Genomic DNA, 19,142 nt, shown 5'->3' on the forward strand with positions numbered 1-19,142 from the left:
TTCGGGCATGTCACTGCACCGCCCGACGAAGGAGAAGTAATGACACGCGACGAGATCCCCGCGACCGTGGTCCATATAAGCAGTGACGCACAGGCTCGGCGGGTGCCTGTTGCCACGTGCGAGCAGCCGACGGCGATAGAGGTGCGCGGTGCGAAGGTTCACAACCTCGATGACATCAGCCTCTCGATACCACTGCGCATGCTCGTCGCAGTGGCAGGAGTGTCGGGATCTGGTAAGTCGTCGTTGGCGATGGGGGTTCTGTACGCGGAGGGCTCGCGCCGCTACATCGAGGCCCTGTCGACTTACACGCGCCGCCGAATGTCGCAGTCTCCCCGCGCCGCCGTTGACAGCGTCGAGCACGTTCCGGCCGCACTGGCCCTGCGCCAGCGGCCCGGCGTGCCCGGAGTGCGCAGCACGTTCGGCACGTCGACCGAACTGCTCAATGTGCTGCGACTGATGTTCTCCAGGTTGGGCTCTCACTGCTGCCCCAACGGCCATCGCCTCAACCCCACAGTCGAAGTCGCCCTCGATCACGACCTGACCTGTCCGGTCTGCGCGGTGACCTTCTATCCCCCGGGTGCCGAGTCGCTCGCCTTCAACTCCGACGGCGCCTGCCCACGGTGCTCGGGCACCGGGGTGGTGCGTGAGGTGGACGAGACCATGCTGGTCCCCGATCCGAGCCTGACGATCGACGCCGGCGCGGTGGCTCCCTGGTCGATGTTCGGTCTCACGGTGATGCCCCGTGTGGTCGCCGAAATGGGCGTGCGCACCGACGTCCCCTACGAGGAACTTCGCGCCGAGGAGCGCGACATCGTGATGCACGGCCCGGAAGAGAAACGGCACATCACCGTTCCCACGAAGAACGGCAAGCTGTTCGAGATGGACTTCACCTACCGCAATGCCGTCCGCGCGGTGGAGGAAGCACTGAACAAGGCGACCAGCGAGAAAGGACTGTCACGGGTCGACAAGTACATCAGTACCAACACCTGCCCGAGTTGTCACGGTGTCCGCCTCAGCGACGCAGCCCTCCAGCCGCATATCGGCGGGATCGATCTCGGCCAGGCCACCGCCAAGACTCTCGACGACCTCACCGACTGGGCCCCCACCATCGAGAAGTCACTGCCGTCTGACATGAGGCAGATGGGCCGCAACCTCGTCGACACACTCCTCGAGATGGCCCGCCGCCTCCTCGGCCTCGGCCTGGGTTACCTGACGCTCGATCGCGGAAGCTCGAGCCTGTCCACCGGCGAACGGCAACGCGTCCAACTCGCTCGCGCAGTACGCAACCGGACGACCGGGGTGCTCTACGTTCTGGACGAGCCCTCCATCGGACTGCACCCGTCCAACGTCGATGCCCTCCTCGACATCATGCGAGACCTACTCCTCGACGGAAACTCCGTGGTCTGTGTCGATCACGACGTCCAGGTCCTCCGTGAGGCCGACTGGATCGTCGAGATGGGTCCCGGCGCGGGCAGCGACGGCGGACGCGTCGCGGCGACCGGCACACCCGCCGATCTGGGAGACGACCCGGCTTCGCTGCTCGGTGGATTCCTCGTCGGTCGTGAGGACGTCGTCGTACGCGACCGCGCCCCGTCCGATCAGGTGTTCGCTCGCGGACGCATACACCTGACCACCCTGCCCCTACATACCGTTCACGCTCTTGCCGTGGACATCCCGCTGGGGCGGATCACCGCGGTGACCGGCGTCTCCGGGTCCGGAAAGACCACCATAGTTCTCGAGAGCCTCGTGCCGACGCTGAGGGCCCGCGGTGCCGGCGAACGCCCACCTGCACACGTCACAGGTCTCGACGCACCGCACATCACGCGCGTGAACGTGGTCGATGCCACCCCCATCGGTGTCAACGTGCGATCCACCGTCGCGACCTACAGCGGGATCCTCGACGACCTGCGACGCGCCTTCGCCTCGACACCCGCAGCCACAGAGCAGGGACTGACCGCAGCCGACTTCTCGTACAACACCGGATCCCTGCGCTGCCCCCGTTGCCAGGGAACCGGCCAGATCTCACTCGACGTGCAATTCCTGCCGGACGTCGACATCGACTGCCCGGACTGCGCCGGCACTCGTTACGCCCCCACTGCCCACCAGATCCGCCGCACCACCCCCCACGCCACTGATTCGGGCGGCATCTCACTCCCGGACATCCTGTCCCGCACCGTTATCGATGCCCTAGCCCTCACCACCGACCTGAGGCGCGTCCGCACTCGCCTCCAGGCCCTCATCGACCTCGGCCTCGGCTACCTCACTCTCGGAGAAGCCACACCCGCCCTCTCAGGCGGAGAAGCGCAACGACTCAAGCTCGCCACCGAACTCGGCCGCGACCAAGCCGACACTCTCTTCGTCTTCGACGAACCCAGCGTCGGACTCCACCCCCTCGACGTCCGCACACTGCTCACGGTCATCGATCGCCTCAACGGCAACGGAGCCACCGTCGTCGTCATCGAACACGACCTCGACATGATCGCCAACGCCGACCACATCATCGACATGGGCCCCGGAGGCGGCGATGCCGGCGGGCGCATCGTCGCCACCGGCGCACCCGACGACGTTGCCGCCGACCACGACAGCATCACCGGCCGCTACCTGGGCACGCACCTGCGAACCCGGCCGGTCCTGGCTCAGACCTACTCTCGCGACTGAACAAGCCACACCGACAACGTGGAACGATCCACGTGTCACCAGCCTTGGCAAATTCCGGCTTCGGTGCGCCGACATTTCGACAGCGAATATGCGCGTCGTCATCAACAGCCTGCTTAGGTCGGGGAGTACAGCCTGAATGCGGCACGAGACAACCGACCGCCTCAGGTACGGGGAGCGTGGCGGAGATCGAGTTAATGCGACGAAGCCGGAAATGGTCGGTCTCGCGAATCACGTCTGAACTGTCTATCGACGGCATCGTAGTTGGTCGGCGAACCGTCACGACAATCCTGCGGAACTAGGTATGCAAGGCAGTCGCTGTCATTCGGGTGCGTTGCGTGGGGAGTGCTTTTTCTCCGGATAGGTGAACAGTCGACAGACGTCAATTCCCTACAACTCAACACTTGCAGGGTGCACGGTGCAGCAACTGAACCAGAAACGGCCCGCTGATCGGGACACTCGGCACCAGCCAAATCTTCACCACCTCAGCCTCAGCCTGAGGCTCTACGAGCGCCATCCCCAGTCCTACCCGGCTAATCGAGGGGCAGGGCAGCTTTATGTCCAGTCGATGTGGACGGATTCGATGGAATCGAAGTGGAAACCGAAAGTGTCGCCGTACTGGTCGAAGCCCTTGTTTTCGGGGTAATCCATCGTGGCGTGACGTTCGAGGATGGCAACCACCCGGGCATGATCGTCGCCTGCCAAAGCCATGGCGAGTTCTCGTGTTTCGTCGAGACTGAAGGGGCTGTCGGAGTTCGCGAAGTCGAGGGTACGCACTCGGTAGTCGTAGCCTTCTTCGGAGCCGTTGCGGACGGACACTCCCCCGCGGACTCGGATGGTGGCCTTTTTGGGTTGTCCGTCGGGTCGTAGTACGCCGGCGCGGTCCATGATGTCGCGGGCTTTGACGTTTTTGAGTTTCTTTTTCGCGTCTGAGCGTAGTTCGTTGGTTTCGCCGGAGCGGTAGCGAGAGACCGCTGATCGTGAACGGCCGATTTTCTTGGCGACAGCATCGATTCCGCCGAGGCGTTCGATGGCTGCTCGCCGTTGGGCGCGTTCGGTGACGTCGGGGTGTGGGATTCGTCCTTGCTGCGCCCAGCGGCGCAGTGTTCGGTCAGAGGGGGGCTTTCTTCCGGCGTCGACAGCTGCTTGCCGTAGGCCTTCTTTGCCGATTTCGGTACGGAGCTGGCGTACGGAGACTTTGCTGGTGAGTCCGGCTAATCCCCCACTTTTGACCGATTTCGATTTTTCGACACCGCTGGTCGCTGCTGTCGAGACGGATACGTTGAGTCCGTCCAAGCCGACGGTCTTCTGTGCGGGTTTGGTTGATCGCGGTTTCGGAAGATGCAGAGCCACTATATGTTTCCTTCATCTTCGCCGGTGAACGCAGCTTTGAGCGCGAGGTTGATCTCGTGGGTATCACGGGCGTCGGTCAGCATGACAGTGACGTCCTCGGTGAGCGGGGCACTCTTTTCCAGAGTCATCTTCCCGAGCGCGTCACTCTCGTCTGCGATGTCGATGCCCGGGGGCAGGGGGTAGACCCAGGAGTCGGTGACGGTGCGCAGTGGCCATCGGCCGGTTTCGCGCGCGATGCGCATCGCGACGCGGCGGCCTCGCCAGCGGCAGTGTGCGATGATCGCTGCTCGCCAGAGCGGTTGGTGGTGGTGTTGCATTTGTTTGGCGGTCCACATGTCGGGGTTGACCATTCGGCCGATGTAGCCCTTGTAGCAGGAGCCGATGAACCGTTTCATTGCTGTGTCGCCGGTGTCGACGGCAACTTTGCGGGCTTCTCTCAAGATTTTCGCCCACTTGTCGAGGGCCCGACCTTGTTCGGGGTAGACCCATGCTTCGGTGATGTCGAGGTCGTCGAGTTCTGCGCCGATTCCGCCATCTGCGATGGAGGTTTGCAGTGCGTCGAGGCTGACGGTGGTGATCCACGTCTGCACGGGTTGGTCGGCGAGCATGTGTGGGTGAGGCAACGGTAGAGCGGGTGGCAGTGCCAGCATGTCACCGGGTGGGAGGGTTACATGCCAGAGTCCGAACGGGGTTTTCGATTGCCGCGCAGCGTCGAGCGCGTTCTCGCCGCGAAGATGCCGAGGTTTTCCGTAGCCGAATTCGAGCATGCCAGCGGAAGCGAGGTATGCGGCTCGTTGGTCTATCGATACCAGTTGTGTTGCGTCGGACAGTTCTTCGCTGCCCGGGATGCGGGTCCATCCGACTGCAGGTTCGAGATCTCCGCGGGGTTCGCCGTCCAGCGGTGGGACCGGCCCACCGGCAGTGACGACGATTCCTTTACCGCTGCGGGTGCGGTCGCGTTTGATCTTGTCGACGATGGCGGCGCCGGTGCGTGCTGGGGTGGGGCCGGGTAGTACGCCGAGGTGTTGTGCGCACCAGGCGAGTCGGCGTCCCAGTTCGCGGGCAGCGGGGAGGTCGTCGTCGGGGAGGTAGGTTCCCGCGGCCGGTGATCCGAGGATCCCCATGTCTCCCACTCGATTGCCCCATCCGAAGTCTTTGTTCCAATAGGTCCACACGTAGGGTTCGATGAAAATGTCGACCATGGACGTGAAGTTCCCGGTGGTGCGGGAGAGGTGAACGACGTGGCCGGGTTCTCCGCGGAGTTCCCATCCTGCGGTCAGCATCGGGGTCAGCGTGGCATGGAGGATCGCTGTGAGTTCTTCGGCCGCGCGTGTGCGCAGGATTTCCATGTCGTCGACGTCGTCTTCGCTGCCTGGGTCGATGATCCATCCGAGCATTTCGCAGGCTTCGATTCCCACTATCCAGATCTGTGCCGGTGCGCCCAGCGGGGTGAGCGTTGCCCATCTGATCAGTTTGTCGAGTTTTTCGATGGAATCTACTGGGCCCGTGAGTGTATGGCCAGACGGTGTATAGGTGCCGGCTGCTGTGACAATGACAGCGTGGCCGTCTGCTGCCTCGCTGGCGGGAGGTAGGGCGGCCGGTTCGGTTGCGCCCCGTTCGGACGCCGGGGTGGGTCCCGGTTCCACGTCAGCAGTGGGGTCGTCTTGGGGCACAACGGTCTCAGTATCTGCGACCGATGACACGGGCGACGTCGAGCCGGCACCTTGACGATCTGCGTCGACGCTTTCGCCAGTTTCCGATTCGCCTTCTGGTTCCGCGTCGACACCATCCTCCGCGATCGGCGCATGGGCATCCATCACGTCAGCATCGGATTCCGGCGTTGCGGCGTCGTCGAGCTCGAAAAGGGCCGGTTCAGAATCGAGATCAGGACCATCCCCCTGAACTTCGGGCACCGGAGGAGGATCGAGATCGAACAGGGGAATCTGCTCCCACTTCTTCACCGCCATCGCTGCCACATCATCGCTGCTGATGCCCTCATGACTCGAGATCGAATGCAGATCGCAACGCCCTGCTCAACAACACTTCCTGAGCCGGCAGAAGAAATCCTCTGTTCGCCCCGAGAGCGGACACGGGGATGGTCGTAACCCCGTCGCAGTCGACAACCGATCCGTCCTCGACGCCGTTGACGTCACCTAGACTCAGCTCCGTCGACAACCCCCGCCGCACCGAACGAATGGGCGCAACAGTGACCGTTCCCAGATGAGGCCGAACCAACTCCCTCGTCAGAACCAAGACCGGACAAAGATCTCCGAGGCGCGCGTCATGGATCGGGCGCACTCAGTTCTTCTTCCCGTGCGCGGCAGCGATATTCACATCGCCACCTGCGCCGTCAGACAAGATCTCCACGTCACGGACCGCCAGCTGCCGACGCTGCTCACGCTCCAACGCTCGAAGCACGACTTGGGCACGGCTTTTCGCGCGCCCGCCACTGACCTCACTGTCGAGAAACGCCACGATGTCCTCGGGCAGCCGTACCGCGATCTGCGTACTCATAACCACCATGATACCGAATTGGGATGCAAACCGGTACTGGTCCCACATCCATTCATCCCCTTGCAACCACCGCCCCTGACACTCCCGGTGCCGGGGACTGCCGGCCGAACGTCCGGGGACTGCCGGGCCGTCAGTGCCCCAATTACCCGGTGCTGTACAACTCGGCGGCGAAAATGCCCCTCCCCATTGCGTGTGGCATCACCGAAAATCGACGCCCAACGCGTCGGCCAAGTGATGTGCATCGGAGCGCAAGTCCGCAAACACCGTGGGCAATCCTTCGGTGCCAGTACCGCAGCGGCGGGCATACGCGATCATTCCGTCCGCTGCCCGCACAGCGCGGACGTCACTATCGTGGATCTGCCACTCAGACCAGGCACCGCCAAGCCAACCTATGACTGACACGGCCTCCGCTGCGCTGGGTCCTGAAGTGCCTACGTACCAACGAAACTCACGCCAAAGACCAACAGAAACACACTCGCGCTGCGCGCTCCCTCTTCCGCTCACCAAAGATCGAGGTGAGGCCGGGCGCTGCGCGCTCCCCTGCCTCACCTCTCCCCTGGCTAGTCGGCCAACGCGTAGTCGAAATCCAGATACGAGAGATGGCCGCTGATGTGCTCACGAATATCGTCGGAATCAATTCGCTCCACAGCATCGCGCTGCGAAACACCGCGCACCGTCGCTGTCATCGTTGCAGTCACGGTCACCTCTACCTCCTGGTCACGCTCACGCCCTCGCAACCCGTTCTCTTCCATGAACCGATCGAATTGCTCGCACAAACTGTCGTCATCGGCCCATTCGATAGCCAGATCATTCAAGTTCTCGATCCATTCCTGATGCTTACGCACGGACTCACCCTGCGCGCGCTCCAGAATGGCGCACTTCTCACGCTCGGCTTCCAACTGCACCACAACACGCTGAGCTTCATACACAGGGGATACGTACTGCCCGAACCACCCAGGCGCTACAGCTGCAGCACGGACCTCTGTGGGCCGCACGGAACCTGCCCACGCCGACAGCAACTTCGGGCCTGGCACAGCCGACTGCGGAGAAACCAACACCGCCCTGCCCGTCTCCGGCGTAGAAACTTCCGCGTCAATCGAGAACCACCCTGCAGCGAGCACATCGCCGCTCTCATCAACTACCTCGGACCACGCACCCTCGGAGGGAAAGCCGGACACCAACGGGGCGGGCATCACCTCAAGCACCTCCACTCCATCGCGCACAGGAGCCGTGACAGCAAAATCCGCACTCACATCGAGAACAGCTATCGGAAAACCACCCTTCCCAGGTGATCGAATCGGCAGGCTGGTCAGGCACCGCCACTAAAAGGACTTCACAAACATATCAGGAATCCCCCACCTGATCAATCTAGAGGGGCCGAAATACATTGCAGTGCCAGTTATTTCGAATCATAGTCACAGCCAAGGCGCAAACCCCAGATGCCCCTGGCCCTCGCGGTGCCGGGGGCAGGGGCATCACGTCATTGCCCGCCGCCAAAATAACGCAGCGTGGACGGTTGGCAACTGCAGGGCACTCGGTCGGTTAATGTCACAGATGTTCAGAACGAAGTACACCCGACAAAGGGAAGCAGCACGTGACGCAATTCGACAGCTGGTGCGATCCCGAAGTACTCGTTGCGATCAATGGCCACACTTCCGGCGTCCTCGTCTCCAAGAACGATGACGACGGAATCTCAGCCGTGGCCGCAACATTGGCTGAAAAGTACACGAACACAAACACTTTGACTGCCATCGCACAAAGCCTCGGCAAACCCGGCGTTGCGAGGTTCCTGCAAAATCTCTTTCCGGGCGACGCCGGCTCTAGATCCGGCGATATGGGCGAAATTCTCGCAACCTCCTACCTCGAAGAAGAGCTCAACTACACAGTTGGGCCCAGTAGGCTTGAGCACCGCGATCACCCCACATGGGCGATGCGCGGTGACGACGTACTCGGAGCACGAATCGATCCAACCTCAGGCCTTCAACTCGCCAAAGGCGAGGCAAAGAGTCGTACCCGCATCTATGAAAAAACCGTCGAAGAAGCACGTACAGGCCTGTTGAGAGAGTCCGGACTTCCATCGCAGCACTCCCTCACCCAGTTTGCGACACGGCTCATCGCCGACGGAAATCGCACGCTTGGCCTTGCAGTGATGGATCACCAATTAACCAGTGGGATTCGTCCCGACATGGTGCTGCACCTGATGTTTTTGTTCACGCAAAACGACCCCACCAAGCACGTCACGACTGACCTCACCGGCTACAGCGGCCCCATACGACAACTCGCCCTGATTTTGCGAGTGACTGCCCATCAGAGGTTCATCACAGCGGCATACGAGCAGGCCTCCTCTTATGCTCCGTGAAACGGAAGAACTCGTCACAAGCCTGCAAGCAGCACTCGCATCTCAAGAAAACATGCTTGCACAAGGGCAAGCACAGGCCAGTATCCGCCGCGATGGTGCTCTGCCGGCAGATTCACCACGCTTCGAACCTTTTCTCGACAACGACCTCCTCAACTACAGCTACGCACTCATCTCGACCAGCATCGATCTACTCGACGCGCCCAGCACTGAGATTGAAGAACCGACTCGGACGGAACAGCTTGGCCTGGCGCGGCGCGGATTCATCCAGGCCTCGTATGCGCTGGAGGCTGCCACCCGCAACGCAGCACCATCCGCGGACCTCAGTTTCCACCGATTGATGGCCGGAGCTGCAAGTCACCTCGGAGACTTTGCGGCTCGCGCGTACTCACTCGTCGACGCCAGCATCCAGTCGGGACGTATGACCCCAATGGAAGCCACCCTAGCCGATCTGATCTTGCGGAAACCCAGACAAATCGAAGAACGCACCAGACTGCTGAAGACCTCACCTAGTTTCTCCGATGACGCACTACTTCAAGCTCTCCGAGGGAACCCGGCCGACATAGTCACTCTCACGGCAGATCCGACCCAGCCGGCCGGCGCACAGATCGAGAACGCAGTATCCGAAGTGGGACCTATCGTTGCCCTACTGAGCGAGCACTACATGTCCGCTGTCTCCAGCGCTCTCTTTGCAATTGCCTATGGCCAGGAGCCGCTGCTACAAGCAGCGATAGCAGACCTCGCGAGCGGGGAGCAGGCAGCAAGCGACATCAACGCCCCCGGACCCTGGTGGATCTACAGACTCACACGCCGGCTGATCGGCGATCTCCGAGAAACCAGCATCAGGAAGAACATTCCCATCAGCCGGCCGCCGGCAGCAACCGCCGATACCGAAGCCGATCAACGAGACTGGAAACAACTCCGCAAAACATTTGTAGCATCGCTGTTTGTGCGCAAGCGATCAGAAATCGACTTGTGGCCATCCCAGCTCCACGTCGTCGAACAAATCTTCTCTGGCACAAACGATCTCGTTATCTCTCTACCTACGAGCGCCGGCAAGACTCGTATCGCCGAACTGAGCATTCTCGCGTGCCTCGCTCAAGGCCGAAGAGCCGTTTACATCACTCCCCTTCGAGCCCTGTCCGCTCAGACCGAACGCATCTTGGAACGAACCTTCACTCCACTGGGGGTAAGAGTCTCGTCACTGTACGGAAGCATGGGAACCAGCGACATCGACGAAGATGCGCTTCGAACGAGCGACATCGTCGTCGCAACCCCCGAAAAACTTGACTTCGCTTTGCGCTCAGATCCCTCAGTTCTCGACGACGTCGGCGTCGTGATCCTTGACGAGGGACACATGATCGGCCCCACCGAACGCGAAATTCGCTACGAAGCGCAAGTACAGCGCCTACTACGTCGCGATGACGCCGACAACAGACGAATCGTGTGTCTCTCAGCAGTATTTCCCTCGGGTGAAGATCTCGATGACTTCGTCGCATGGATGACAGACGACGACCCCACCGGCCTGCACCGTGAAAAGTGGCGCCCCACCCAGCAAAAATTCGGTCTCGTCCAGTGGAACCAGAATCACGCTCGCTTGACGATGACGATCGGCAGCGGCCATACAACCTTCATCCCACGGTACGTCGAGGCAAAGGCACCCACCGGAAAGCGCAGAAACGCGTTTCCCAGCAACAATCGGGAACTCGTCATCGCTACCGCTTGGCGCTTAGTCGAGGAAGGCCAGTCGGTACTCGTCTTCTGCCCTCAACGCAATGGAGTAGGACCGTACGCCGACCATATCCTCAAGCTGCATCAACAGGGATTCATCGACACCATCCTTCCCGCCGGCGTCGACCTCGCCGACGCTCGCTCCGTGGGCACTGAATGGTTCGGCGCAGATCACCCCATCCTCAAATGCCTCGAACTCGGCGTCGCGATTCACCACGCGGCACTACCAGGTCCGTTCCGACAAGAAGTCGAGCGTCTCCTCCACGACGGCGTCATCAAGGTGACCATAGCGTCCCCGACCCTTGCACAGGGACTGAATCTGTCCGCCTCGGTAGTGCTCTTCCATGGTCTTCATCGAGAAGGAAAGTTGCTCAGCGGTTCCGACTTCTCCAATGTCATAGGACGCGCCGGTCGTGCGTTCGTCGATACAGAGGGCCTGGTGCTCTACCCCATGTTTGTGAGGAAAGCATCCCACCTACGCCAGTGGCGACAATTGACGACTGGCCAAGCGGGCAAGACGTTGCGTTCCGGGATGATCTCTGCGGGAGCAGCATTGATCAATCGAGTGCTCCACGCCTTCGGATCAGCACAGGTGCAACCCTTTATCGACTACGTCACTGGTGGTTCGAACTGGACACTTCCGGTCAGACAAGACGAGACAGCCGCACAGGAGCAAGAAGCCCGACAATCATGGGACGACAACCTGGCCCTCCTCGACACCAGCATTCTCAGCATCATTGGGGAGGACGAATCGGACCCAGATCAGGTGACACAACTCCTGATCGACATGCTGCGCGATTCTCTATGGGAACGTCAACTACTACGATTGACGCCAGAAATGGCCGGCGCACAACGTGCTGCGGTCACCAACCGCACTCTATTCATTTGGAACAACTCCACACCCAGACAACGACGCGGTTGGTACCTTGCCGGCCTGGGAGCTGCAACCGGATTCGATCTGGGCTTGATCGCAGCCGACGTTGTCGACAAGATTCTTCTGTCCGAAGACGCTATTGCACAGAGTGACTCAGCTTCCGCTATCACCCTGATCACTGACATTGCTTCTCTACTGTTCGCAGTCGACAAATTCAAACCCAAAACTTCTCTGGAGTGGGAGCCAGTGCTTGCTCACTGGTTAAGCGGCCGGCCGCTGGGAGAACTCGCCGACGACCGGGACAGTGTGGTTCAGTTCGTAGAAGCAGATCTCTCCTACAGGCTTGTGTGGGGGATGGAAGCCGCACGGGTTTACGAGACGGCACAAGCGAACCCAATTGCGGAGATGCTCACCGGTACAGCCACAGCCGCCATCGAAACCGGGACACTCAATCAACAGGCAGCGATCCTCATCCGGTCCGGATTTGACCACCGGTCTGCAGCGATCAAGGCAGTAGAAGCCATCGAGTCAACCTTCGATTCGAGCACCACTATGCGTCAATGGATCCGAGACCTGCCCTCATCACTCGTTTCCAGTCCCGACTGGCCGACGACCGAAACACACAGCGCTTGGCTACAATTCGCGAAAACCAGAAGTGACTCAAACAACATCCCATGGGAATTTCACATTGAACATGTCGAAGACGTCCAGTGGGATGAAGAAAGACCCCACCCCAAGGCGTGGTTGCGCGTAACAGACCTCGGCCCCGGCGCGGTCGAACTGTGGTCAACAGGATTCACCTATCTGGGCGAAGCGCGCGTCGAAATCAACCCTGATCGAATGGGCGTCCTGTACGCCCGCCGCAACGCAAATGACTCGTCGATAGAGCTGTACTACCGCGGCCCCCGCGATCTCCTCCTCTCCATGCTCGATCAAAACCAGTGACCTCCCCTTCAAACCGGAGCTCATCATTCCGTCGACTCAATTCGAATCGGCCCTCGTTATTGTTCCGTAACCTTTGGTCTGAAGTATGCCGAAATATTTTGGTCGGACCCTTCTTGCTTCAGAATGAACACGACGCAGCCCGGTTTCGTCGATACTGTTGGAGCACTTCCCATTACAGAGACATCATGCACAAAAAATGAAACCTTCCGGGCGTCGGTCGTCCAGGCTACGAGCAAGGCACGAAACTGTAGCCAGATTGGCCACGCTTGAAGATGAGCCCGCCACCGCCCCTGAGAATCGGATAGACGCCACCGATTCTGGACACGAAGACACCCTCAAGCCTGGCTTACACATCCAGAACATCACACGCCGCAGGTAGAGCCAACTCCTTGAAACCTTCGGCCAAAAAGTTCAAAGTGTGCGGTACCAACCCCGTTTTGGACACCTTCCCCGTACTGGGATGTGGCTCGGGTTTTTCGTAGCCGATCATCTTGCCGGCGCTGGTTCTCATGACATGTGGGATGACCTCAAGCAGCCCCAGGGATGACAGGAATTGATGACGATCGAATGCGGATGGACTCAAACCATGGCGCCTCAAGCGTTCTTCACTCGTCATCTGGAATGATCCACCCGTGACTGAGGATTGATACGCCGAGACAAGCAGCAATGCGAGTTCAGATTCCTCCAGGACATGGATCCATCCGTGTGTAAACAACTCCACCGGGACAGTGAAATAGTCCTCGCCGTCGCGCGGAACAACGTAGCGGACGTTTGCTCCGTGGTCGCGGCGGCCGCCCTCGTGGAGGAGATGGAAATGCTCAAACTTGTTGGCAGATTTTGCACCGCCGGGCAAAGCCACGAGTTCGTTCTCCGGACGGGCAAGTCTTTTCACTGAGCCCTTCAACTGATCCAACATCTTGGCCGGCGCGTCGAGGTACGTCGTCTTCTCGTCGTGTGCCTTGTTGTCCCGAGTGTCTTCGACCAATAGATCAATCCAACCGATATCGGTACCTCCGGCCCACACGAGGGGCCGACTGTTCGACACATGCGACTGACCTGGATGAAGCTGAGTCTGCGCTTCAAAGTATGTCAAAAGAGCAAACCGAAGGAGAGAACCCCGCGAGGTCACCAGTCGGGTCGACGGCGGGCGAAATTTGCGTTCAGGCAATTTGCGGTCCGACCCTTCCGGCGCTGGATCCGACCTGACTACGAATGCTGGACGTAGACGCACCTCGGCGAGCTGCTTCACACGACCGTCGTCCATCACTCGCTGAACTGCCGACATTGCCTTCGTCATCGCAGGCCCTGTGCGTCTGAGTCGTTCAAGCCGCGCCCTGTCCGTGTCCTTCGTCACATCGCCCTTCGATCTGCTTGTTTTAAATTGAAGGTTTTAACATGTATTTATGCACCTTTGCCGTTTCCTCGTTCCTAAGGTCAAACTACATTTTTAAAACCGCTATCAACCATACCAGCCCAGACTGGCGCTGAACTGTCTTCGAGGACAAAGTTGGAAGCGGCCCACCACAGATCACTGCCGCAGCCAGCGAGCAATTCGATCGAGGTGCGGCCCCCGGGCGCAATCCGGGGACCGCGTATGCCGACATCCATCTGACAGAGAGAGGAAACTCGACAATGACTACCCTACGACCCTTCCGCGCCACGGCGGACAACAATCCTGCTCCACGCCCTCAGCGGCTCCCCTTGCGGTGGGCGATCATCGCAATGCTTGCCTCTGTTGCCTGCGCCAGCGTGGGACTCGCCGGAGCCGGCATTGTTGCCGTCATCGCCACCGGAGTGGCGGTGACCACAGCCGCCCACCGCATAATCGCTTAAGGCTCTTTGGCTTCCATTGAAGCCTTGCAACACAGGCGGCCCCCGGACTTTCTGGAGGATACGGAAATGTTCGACCGGAATTCCGGTCGAACATTTCCGTACAGAGTTACTCAGGCATACCTGATCGCCATGGACAGGCTGTACAGAATTCGTGACGATTTGGACCAGAAATCTGTAGCCCCTGGTCAGATATTCTGCACCCCATGATGATTCGAAAAAGTGGGATAGAAATTTCTGGGCCGCATCCACTACGGTCATCGCATGATCACATCGCACACGACATCCCGACGCCTGGACACTCACGACAACGCCCCAGCGTTGCGTATCGAAGAGGTGCGCGTCTACACCCCGCCTCGCGGATGGCGAGAGCTTCTTGAACATCAGGGGAAATACTTTGTCGCGGACGCCATCACAATTCGGACGTCCAGCTACACCGATCTTGACGGAAACCGCATCGATGCCGGCGCCCTCTACCGCCACACTGTGAGCGCTCGACAGGTCACCCCCACGTCCTTCGGTGAGCCCACCACCATCTCGATTGGATGGGGCGACCTCCGCCACGTACTTGGAGACGAAATCGCCCACGAACTACACGGAATCGCCAGCTAGAAGCACTATTAGGAGAGAACTTCTTCTTAACCGGTGGCGGTCAGTGCACGCTGAGGATCTTCTGCAGACAAGACCCCGATGAGCCAGCCGGTGAGCATGTCGTCGATCGCAACAGTGATGCTCGGTGACGTGTTCATCAACGGGGGAGCGGTGATCGTCCCAAGGAACGTCGTACAACTTGCTTCCGAAAAACGTTGCGCGGCATCGTTGTCATGCAGCTCCCCCCGGTCGATCGCTGAAGCGACCAGCGCCTCAACCATGTCGACCCATTCCCGATATGCGCCTCCAGATCCGGTGATCCCCTGCTCGACGCTCAGCTTCAGTCCTGCTCGGAGTCGAAGATCCTCGCTTACAGCTTCGGCATGCTCACGGAAGAGCATCACGATTTGTGCGAGGGCGGAAGTTTCGGTCGAGTTCACCTCGTGGCGAAGGTCGTCGACGAAGGTCCGCCATTGATCAATCAACGCTTGGGCGATTGCTTCTTTCGATTCGAAATGAAAGTACAACGCGCCCTTCGACAGTCCGCTGCTGTCGAGCATCTCGTTGATGCCGGCGCCCGCGTAGCCATTCGCATCGAACATCTCCGCTGAGACGAGCAGGATCCTCTCCCGGGTCGCGATGGCTCGCGGTTGTTGTCGATAGCGGCGGGGGCTGGGTGAGTGAGTTGGCGGGGAAGTGAGGATGTCGCTCATCGCTGCAAAGTCCTTGTCTGGAGGTGGGCGCATTGCTCGTCACCCGATCGACGCTGTGCCTCTGTGGACAGGTGTTCTAGGTGAGATGAAGTGTCCGGTCGGCTAGCACAATTCCGTGGCGGGCGATCTCGCGCAGAATCTGGTGCGTCGCTGTGACGTCGGAGCGGGCACGGTGTCCGCCTGCGAGTTTGAGGTGATCGGTGATGCCCAGAGTCTGCGAGCGGCGCGCCATCACACACTGCCATTGTTCGGCGATACCCAGGTGGTCTGGGTTGAGGCCGTATCTGTGGCATTCAGCGATGATACGGCCTTGGTCGAAGGGTGCGTTGTACGCGAGTGTGATGCGAGACGCTGTTATCTCTGCGATTTCGGGGAAAATTTCCGGCCACATCGGTGCGCCGAGGAGATCGCTGGCTTCGATGCCGTGGACCCGGGCAGCCTCGGGGGCGATAGCGATCCCGCCTGGGTCTATCAGGCTGTCGAACAGTGTGTTGCCTGTGGCGGCGTCGATGATCGCAAGTTCGATGATTGCGCCGTCCAGATCTGTTGTTTCGCAGTCGAGGACGCAGGCAATGCCCGGTTCGAGCATCTGCTGTGCCCACGCCTGGGTCGAACCCGCACCGCCGCTGTTCGCCAGTTCCAGCATCCTCGTCCCCTCACATCAATCCTGTTGCCTGACAGATAGTCCCCTGCCTGGCCTTACGGCTCACCATCAGTGTGCAATCGGCCGGGGCCGGAGAAGCTAGAAAGCGCCGGCAGACACGGCGGAGAATGCGCCGGTCAGCCATCCACTGCGCATCGCGTAGAGAGCGCCGAGGAGAAACGCGATTCCGATCGCGACGGGCACCGATCGTCCGAGAAATTCTTCGTTGCTGGCGCTGTTTCGCAAGTCCGATTCGACGCGCAGAGCCACGAGAACGGCGGCAAACAACGCTGCGGATATCCACCAGTCCCCGGTCTTGAATCCAAGCACCATCGCGGCGGCCAGTCCGACTGCTGCGATCGCAGTACCGAAGTAAGCGTTCGACCGCCGCTGCGCCTGGTCCACTGCAGGTGCTCGTTGCATCTCGTGGGTGTCGTCGTTGTTCGTCATGTCTTCCCCCATAGAGTTTTCGGTTGCGGAGTACTCCGCCTGATTTGTGTGCATTGTTGCAAGGCTCACCGACACGCTGGCGCAGGTCAGTGCGGCTTTAGAACGCTGACGACATTGTCGATGCGGTACGAGATCGACGCCCGTGTGCCGGTGTAGCCGGCAATGCCGACGTGCACGGTGGTCTCGTTGATCCGTTCTACGACTTCAACGGTGTAGTCGTAGAATTCGCCGTTGCAGAACGGCTCTGCCCAGTCCGCGTTGCGCTCTCGGACGATGTCGCCCGGCTTCAGATCGAGGATGGCGGTGGTGGTGGTTTCGGACACGATAGGTCTCCTATTTCAGTGACATGACGAAGTGTGAGGGGCGAGTCGAGTAGGTGGCGTGCGAACGATAACGAGCACTGGTCCTCCCGAAGGCGAAACAAGCGGCTCGGACGCGGAAGTGCTTCTCGCTGAGTCTGTCAGTCGCGCACTCCTGGTCGTCCTCGAACGTCTCTCCCCGGCCGAGCGGGTCGCATTCGTGATGCACGACGTATTCGCCATGCCCTTCGACGAAATCGGGAGCATCCTGGATCGCACTGCGGCGACGAGTAAGAAGTTGGCGAGCCGAGCGCGCACCAAAATTCACGCCGCCCCCACCCCTGCGTCCTCACAGGTGGCGGAACACACCAAGATCGTAGAAGCCTTCCTCGCCGCTTCACACGGAAGCGATATCCCTACCTTGCTCGAACTTCTTGCACCGGACGTGATCCGAACAGTAGATCCAATTCTCGTTGCGCCCGGAGCGTCGACAGTCATCCGTGGGGCCGCCGAGGTTGCAAATGAGACTCGGCAGTTCACCACCCGCGCGAAAAAGACAGCAGTGGTGCTCATCGACGGCGAACCTGGCATCGTGATCGCACCGTCCGGACGTCTACATGCACTGATGACCATCTCATTCAACCTCGACGGGCAGATTCACCGGATCGACATCACCGCCGATCGTTCCTACCTCGATTCCGTCACGCTCACAATGCCATTAGCGGGAGGCGAATAAACCCGTTCGACGTTGCGAAAGGAGGGCGACATCCCCACCGGCACAACAGCTCAGGTCGTATAAAAGCATTCGACCGTAGGAGCGGCACCCGAAGATAGTCGAACCGGCATACCGACACCCCCGGGTTCGCGCAGAATGGTAGTCGGCGTACACGCGGATGAACCCGGGGAGCGGTGCAATGATCCGACGACGGCTCGGCCAAGCATTAATGGTGATCGCGCTCGCCTCCGCGGCCGTTTCGACCGCGCCCGTCCACGCGCAGGAACCGTCGCCAATCACGACGCCGGGCACAGTGACCGCGGCAACTTCCCTGCCGCACTCCTTCTGGATCCCCGGCGCCGCCAACGCATCAAAACTCACCTATTGGTCTACGGGACCGCTGAACCGGCCCGCGTTGAGTACAGGCGCGCTCTTCCTGCCCCCCGGCGACCCACCCGAAGGCGGCTGGCCGGTCATCTCGTGGGCTCACGGCACTGTAGGTATTTCCGACCAGTGCGCTCCCACCGTGACCGGGACCGTCGGCAGTCCATACCTCACGAACTGGCTCTCGCAGGGCTACGCGATCGTCGCGACCGACTACGTGGGGCTCGGCACGCCGGGAATCCACGCGTACCTGGACGGACCGTCGGCGGCGCACAGCGTGATCGACATGGTGCGTGCCGCGCGTGCGGTCGAACCGTCGCTCTCACCGCGGTGGTTGGCACTCGGACAGTCTCAGGGCGGGCAGGCCGCTATGGTCACGGCAGCGATCGCCACACGGTACGCACCCGAACTGGACTACCGGGCCGCGGTCGCAACCGGGGCGCCGTCCAATCTGGAGAACCTTGCACCACTCGTGGGGCCGGACTTTCCCCGCCTGCCACTGACCGGCAGCACCGTGTTCGTCTCGTACCTCTTGGCCGGACTCCGGGCGGCGCGACCCGATCTCGACATCGATCGCTACCTGACACCACGCGGCACGGATGCCCTGGCCAGAGCCGAAACCGACTGCTACCAGGACATGGCATCGGGCCTCGGCGACACCGCGATCGGCGATCTGGTGAACCGGCCCCTCGACGATCCCACAGTGCTGGCTGCTGCTCGCGGCATGCTGGAGATCCCGACGACCGGGTACGACCGGCCCGTCTTCCTCGGACAGGGGCTGACGGACGAGATGGTGCCGGCACCGCTGGCTTTGAAACTCGCTGCCGAACTCGCCGCCAACCGCCAGCCAGTCACATTCCGCACATATCCGACCGGTCATATCGAGACGATGCGGGCAGCGCTCCCCGAAAGCCTCTCCTTCGTCCGGAATCTCTTCCAGCCGTAGGTGAATCATGCGTTTCGTGAGAGCTTGTCCGACCCACTTTTCATCTTCTCAGCACCGTCAGGAGTGCGCGGCTGACCGAGGATCTGCCGAAGCCGAGCGTTGCAGCTACGGCGTCGAGGCTCTTGCCCCCGCCGCAGGTTGGA

The 19,142-nt window shown here is 60.6% G+C and carries 17 protein-coding genes; 7 read left to right on the forward strand and 10 right to left on the reverse strand.

Annotated features, from left to right (window positions below; all coding sequences use genetic code 11):
* The first annotated feature begins 39 nt into the window (after positions 1-39).
* Positions 40-2,658, forward strand: coding sequence for an excinuclease ABC subunit UvrA (locus tag ACVZUB_RS31290; RefSeq protein ID WP_482628921.1), 2,619 nt, complete (start codon positions 40-42; stop codon positions 2,656-2,658).
* Positions 2,659-3,210: 552 nt separating this feature from the next.
* Here ACVZUB_RS31290 and ACVZUB_RS31295 read toward each other — a convergent pair.
* From ACVZUB_RS31295 to ACVZUB_RS31315, 5 genes are all read right to left on the reverse strand, one after another.
* Complete coding sequence (locus ACVZUB_RS31295) at positions 3,211-4,008, reverse strand: hypothetical protein (RefSeq protein ID WP_482628922.1); 798 nt, start codon at positions 4,006-4,008, stop codon at positions 3,211-3,213.
* A complete protein-coding gene (locus tag ACVZUB_RS31300; RefSeq protein WP_482628923.1) occupies positions 4,008-5,975 on the reverse strand; it encodes a hypothetical protein in 1,968 nt (655 codons plus the stop codon). Before ACVZUB_RS31300 ends, ACVZUB_RS31295 begins: the two co-directional genes overlap by 1 nt.
* A 28-nt stretch (positions 5,976-6,003) precedes the next feature.
* Positions 6,004-6,306, reverse strand: a complete 303-nt coding sequence (locus ACVZUB_RS31305) for a type II toxin-antitoxin system PemK/MazF family toxin (RefSeq protein WP_482628924.1) — start codon at positions 6,304-6,306, stop codon at positions 6,004-6,006.
* On the reverse strand, positions 6,307-6,522 hold the full coding sequence (locus ACVZUB_RS31310) for a hypothetical protein (protein ID WP_047270442.1): 216 nt from the start codon (positions 6,520-6,522) through the stop codon (positions 6,307-6,309). It abuts the gene before it with no gap.
* A gap of 560 nt (positions 6,523-7,082) precedes the next feature.
* Complete coding sequence (locus tag ACVZUB_RS31315) at positions 7,083-7,715, reverse strand: hypothetical protein (protein WP_482628925.1); 633 nt, start codon at positions 7,713-7,715, stop codon at positions 7,083-7,085.
* Positions 7,716-8,116: 401 nt separating this feature from the next.
* Here ACVZUB_RS31315 and ACVZUB_RS31320 point away from each other — a divergent pair, with 401 nt between their 5' ends.
* A complete protein-coding gene (locus ACVZUB_RS31320; RefSeq protein ID WP_482628926.1) occupies positions 8,117-8,881 on the forward strand; it encodes a Hachiman antiphage defense system protein HamA in 765 nt (254 codons plus the stop codon).
* 52 nt (positions 8,882-8,933) lie between these two features.
* On the forward strand, positions 8,934-12,428 hold the full coding sequence (locus ACVZUB_RS31325; protein WP_482628927.1) for a DEAD/DEAH box helicase: 3,495 nt from the start codon (positions 8,934-8,936) through the stop codon (positions 12,426-12,428).
* Positions 12,429-12,774: 346 nt separating this feature from the next.
* Here the strand turns inward: ACVZUB_RS31325 and ACVZUB_RS31330 are convergent, their stop codons facing one another.
* Positions 12,775-13,713: a hypothetical protein gene (locus tag ACVZUB_RS31330; RefSeq protein ID WP_482628928.1), complete on the reverse strand. Its 939-nt coding sequence runs from the start codon at positions 13,711-13,713 to the stop codon at positions 12,775-12,777.
* Positions 13,714-14,060: 347 nt separating this feature from the next.
* On the opposite strand from ACVZUB_RS31330, the gene ACVZUB_RS31335 reads away from it, so the two are divergent.
* On the forward strand, positions 14,061-14,261 hold the full coding sequence (locus ACVZUB_RS31335) for a hypothetical protein (RefSeq protein WP_157092595.1): 201 nt from the start codon (positions 14,061-14,063) through the stop codon (positions 14,259-14,261).
* Positions 14,262-14,522: 261 nt separating this feature from the next.
* Positions 14,523-14,870: a hypothetical protein gene (locus tag ACVZUB_RS31340; RefSeq protein WP_482628929.1), complete on the forward strand. Its 348-nt coding sequence runs from the start codon at positions 14,523-14,525 to the stop codon at positions 14,868-14,870.
* Between the two features lie 26 nt (positions 14,871-14,896).
* Here ACVZUB_RS31340 and ACVZUB_RS31345 read toward each other — a convergent pair whose 3' ends face one another.
* The 4 genes from ACVZUB_RS31345 to ACVZUB_RS31360 form a co-directional block, all read right to left on the reverse strand.
* The gene (locus ACVZUB_RS31345; protein ID WP_482628930.1) at positions 14,897-15,562 is read right to left on the reverse strand and encodes a TetR family transcriptional regulator; all 666 of its coding nucleotides are present in this window, start codon (positions 15,560-15,562) and stop codon (positions 14,897-14,899) included.
* A 76-nt stretch (positions 15,563-15,638) separates the two neighbouring features.
* Positions 15,639-16,208, reverse strand: a complete 570-nt coding sequence (locus ACVZUB_RS31350) for a 3'-5' exonuclease (protein WP_482628931.1) — start codon at positions 16,206-16,208, stop codon at positions 15,639-15,641.
* A gap of 96 nt (positions 16,209-16,304) precedes the next feature.
* Positions 16,305-16,655 (reverse strand): hypothetical protein, encoded by a 351-nt coding sequence (locus ACVZUB_RS31355; RefSeq protein WP_482628932.1) that lies wholly within the window; start codon positions 16,653-16,655, stop codon positions 16,305-16,307.
* Positions 16,656-16,741: 86 nt separating this feature from the next.
* Entirely contained in the window at positions 16,742-16,978 is a 237-nt protein-coding gene (locus tag ACVZUB_RS31360; protein ID WP_225989386.1) for a hypothetical protein, read from the reverse strand.
* Positions 16,979-17,096: 118 nt separating this feature from the next.
* Between ACVZUB_RS31360 and ACVZUB_RS31365 the strand changes: the two genes are divergently transcribed.
* Entirely contained in the window at positions 17,097-17,690 is a 594-nt protein-coding gene (locus ACVZUB_RS31365; RefSeq protein ID WP_482628933.1) for a sigma factor-like helix-turn-helix DNA-binding protein, read from the forward strand.
* A gap of 178 nt (positions 17,691-17,868) precedes the next feature.
* Positions 17,869-18,999 (forward strand): lipase family protein, encoded by a 1,131-nt coding sequence (locus ACVZUB_RS31370; RefSeq protein WP_482628934.1) that lies wholly within the window; start codon positions 17,869-17,871, stop codon positions 18,997-18,999.
* Positions 19,000-19,142: the final 143 nt, after the last annotated feature.

The sequence above is a fragment of the Rhodococcus sp. OS5 genome (assembly GCF_056837585.1).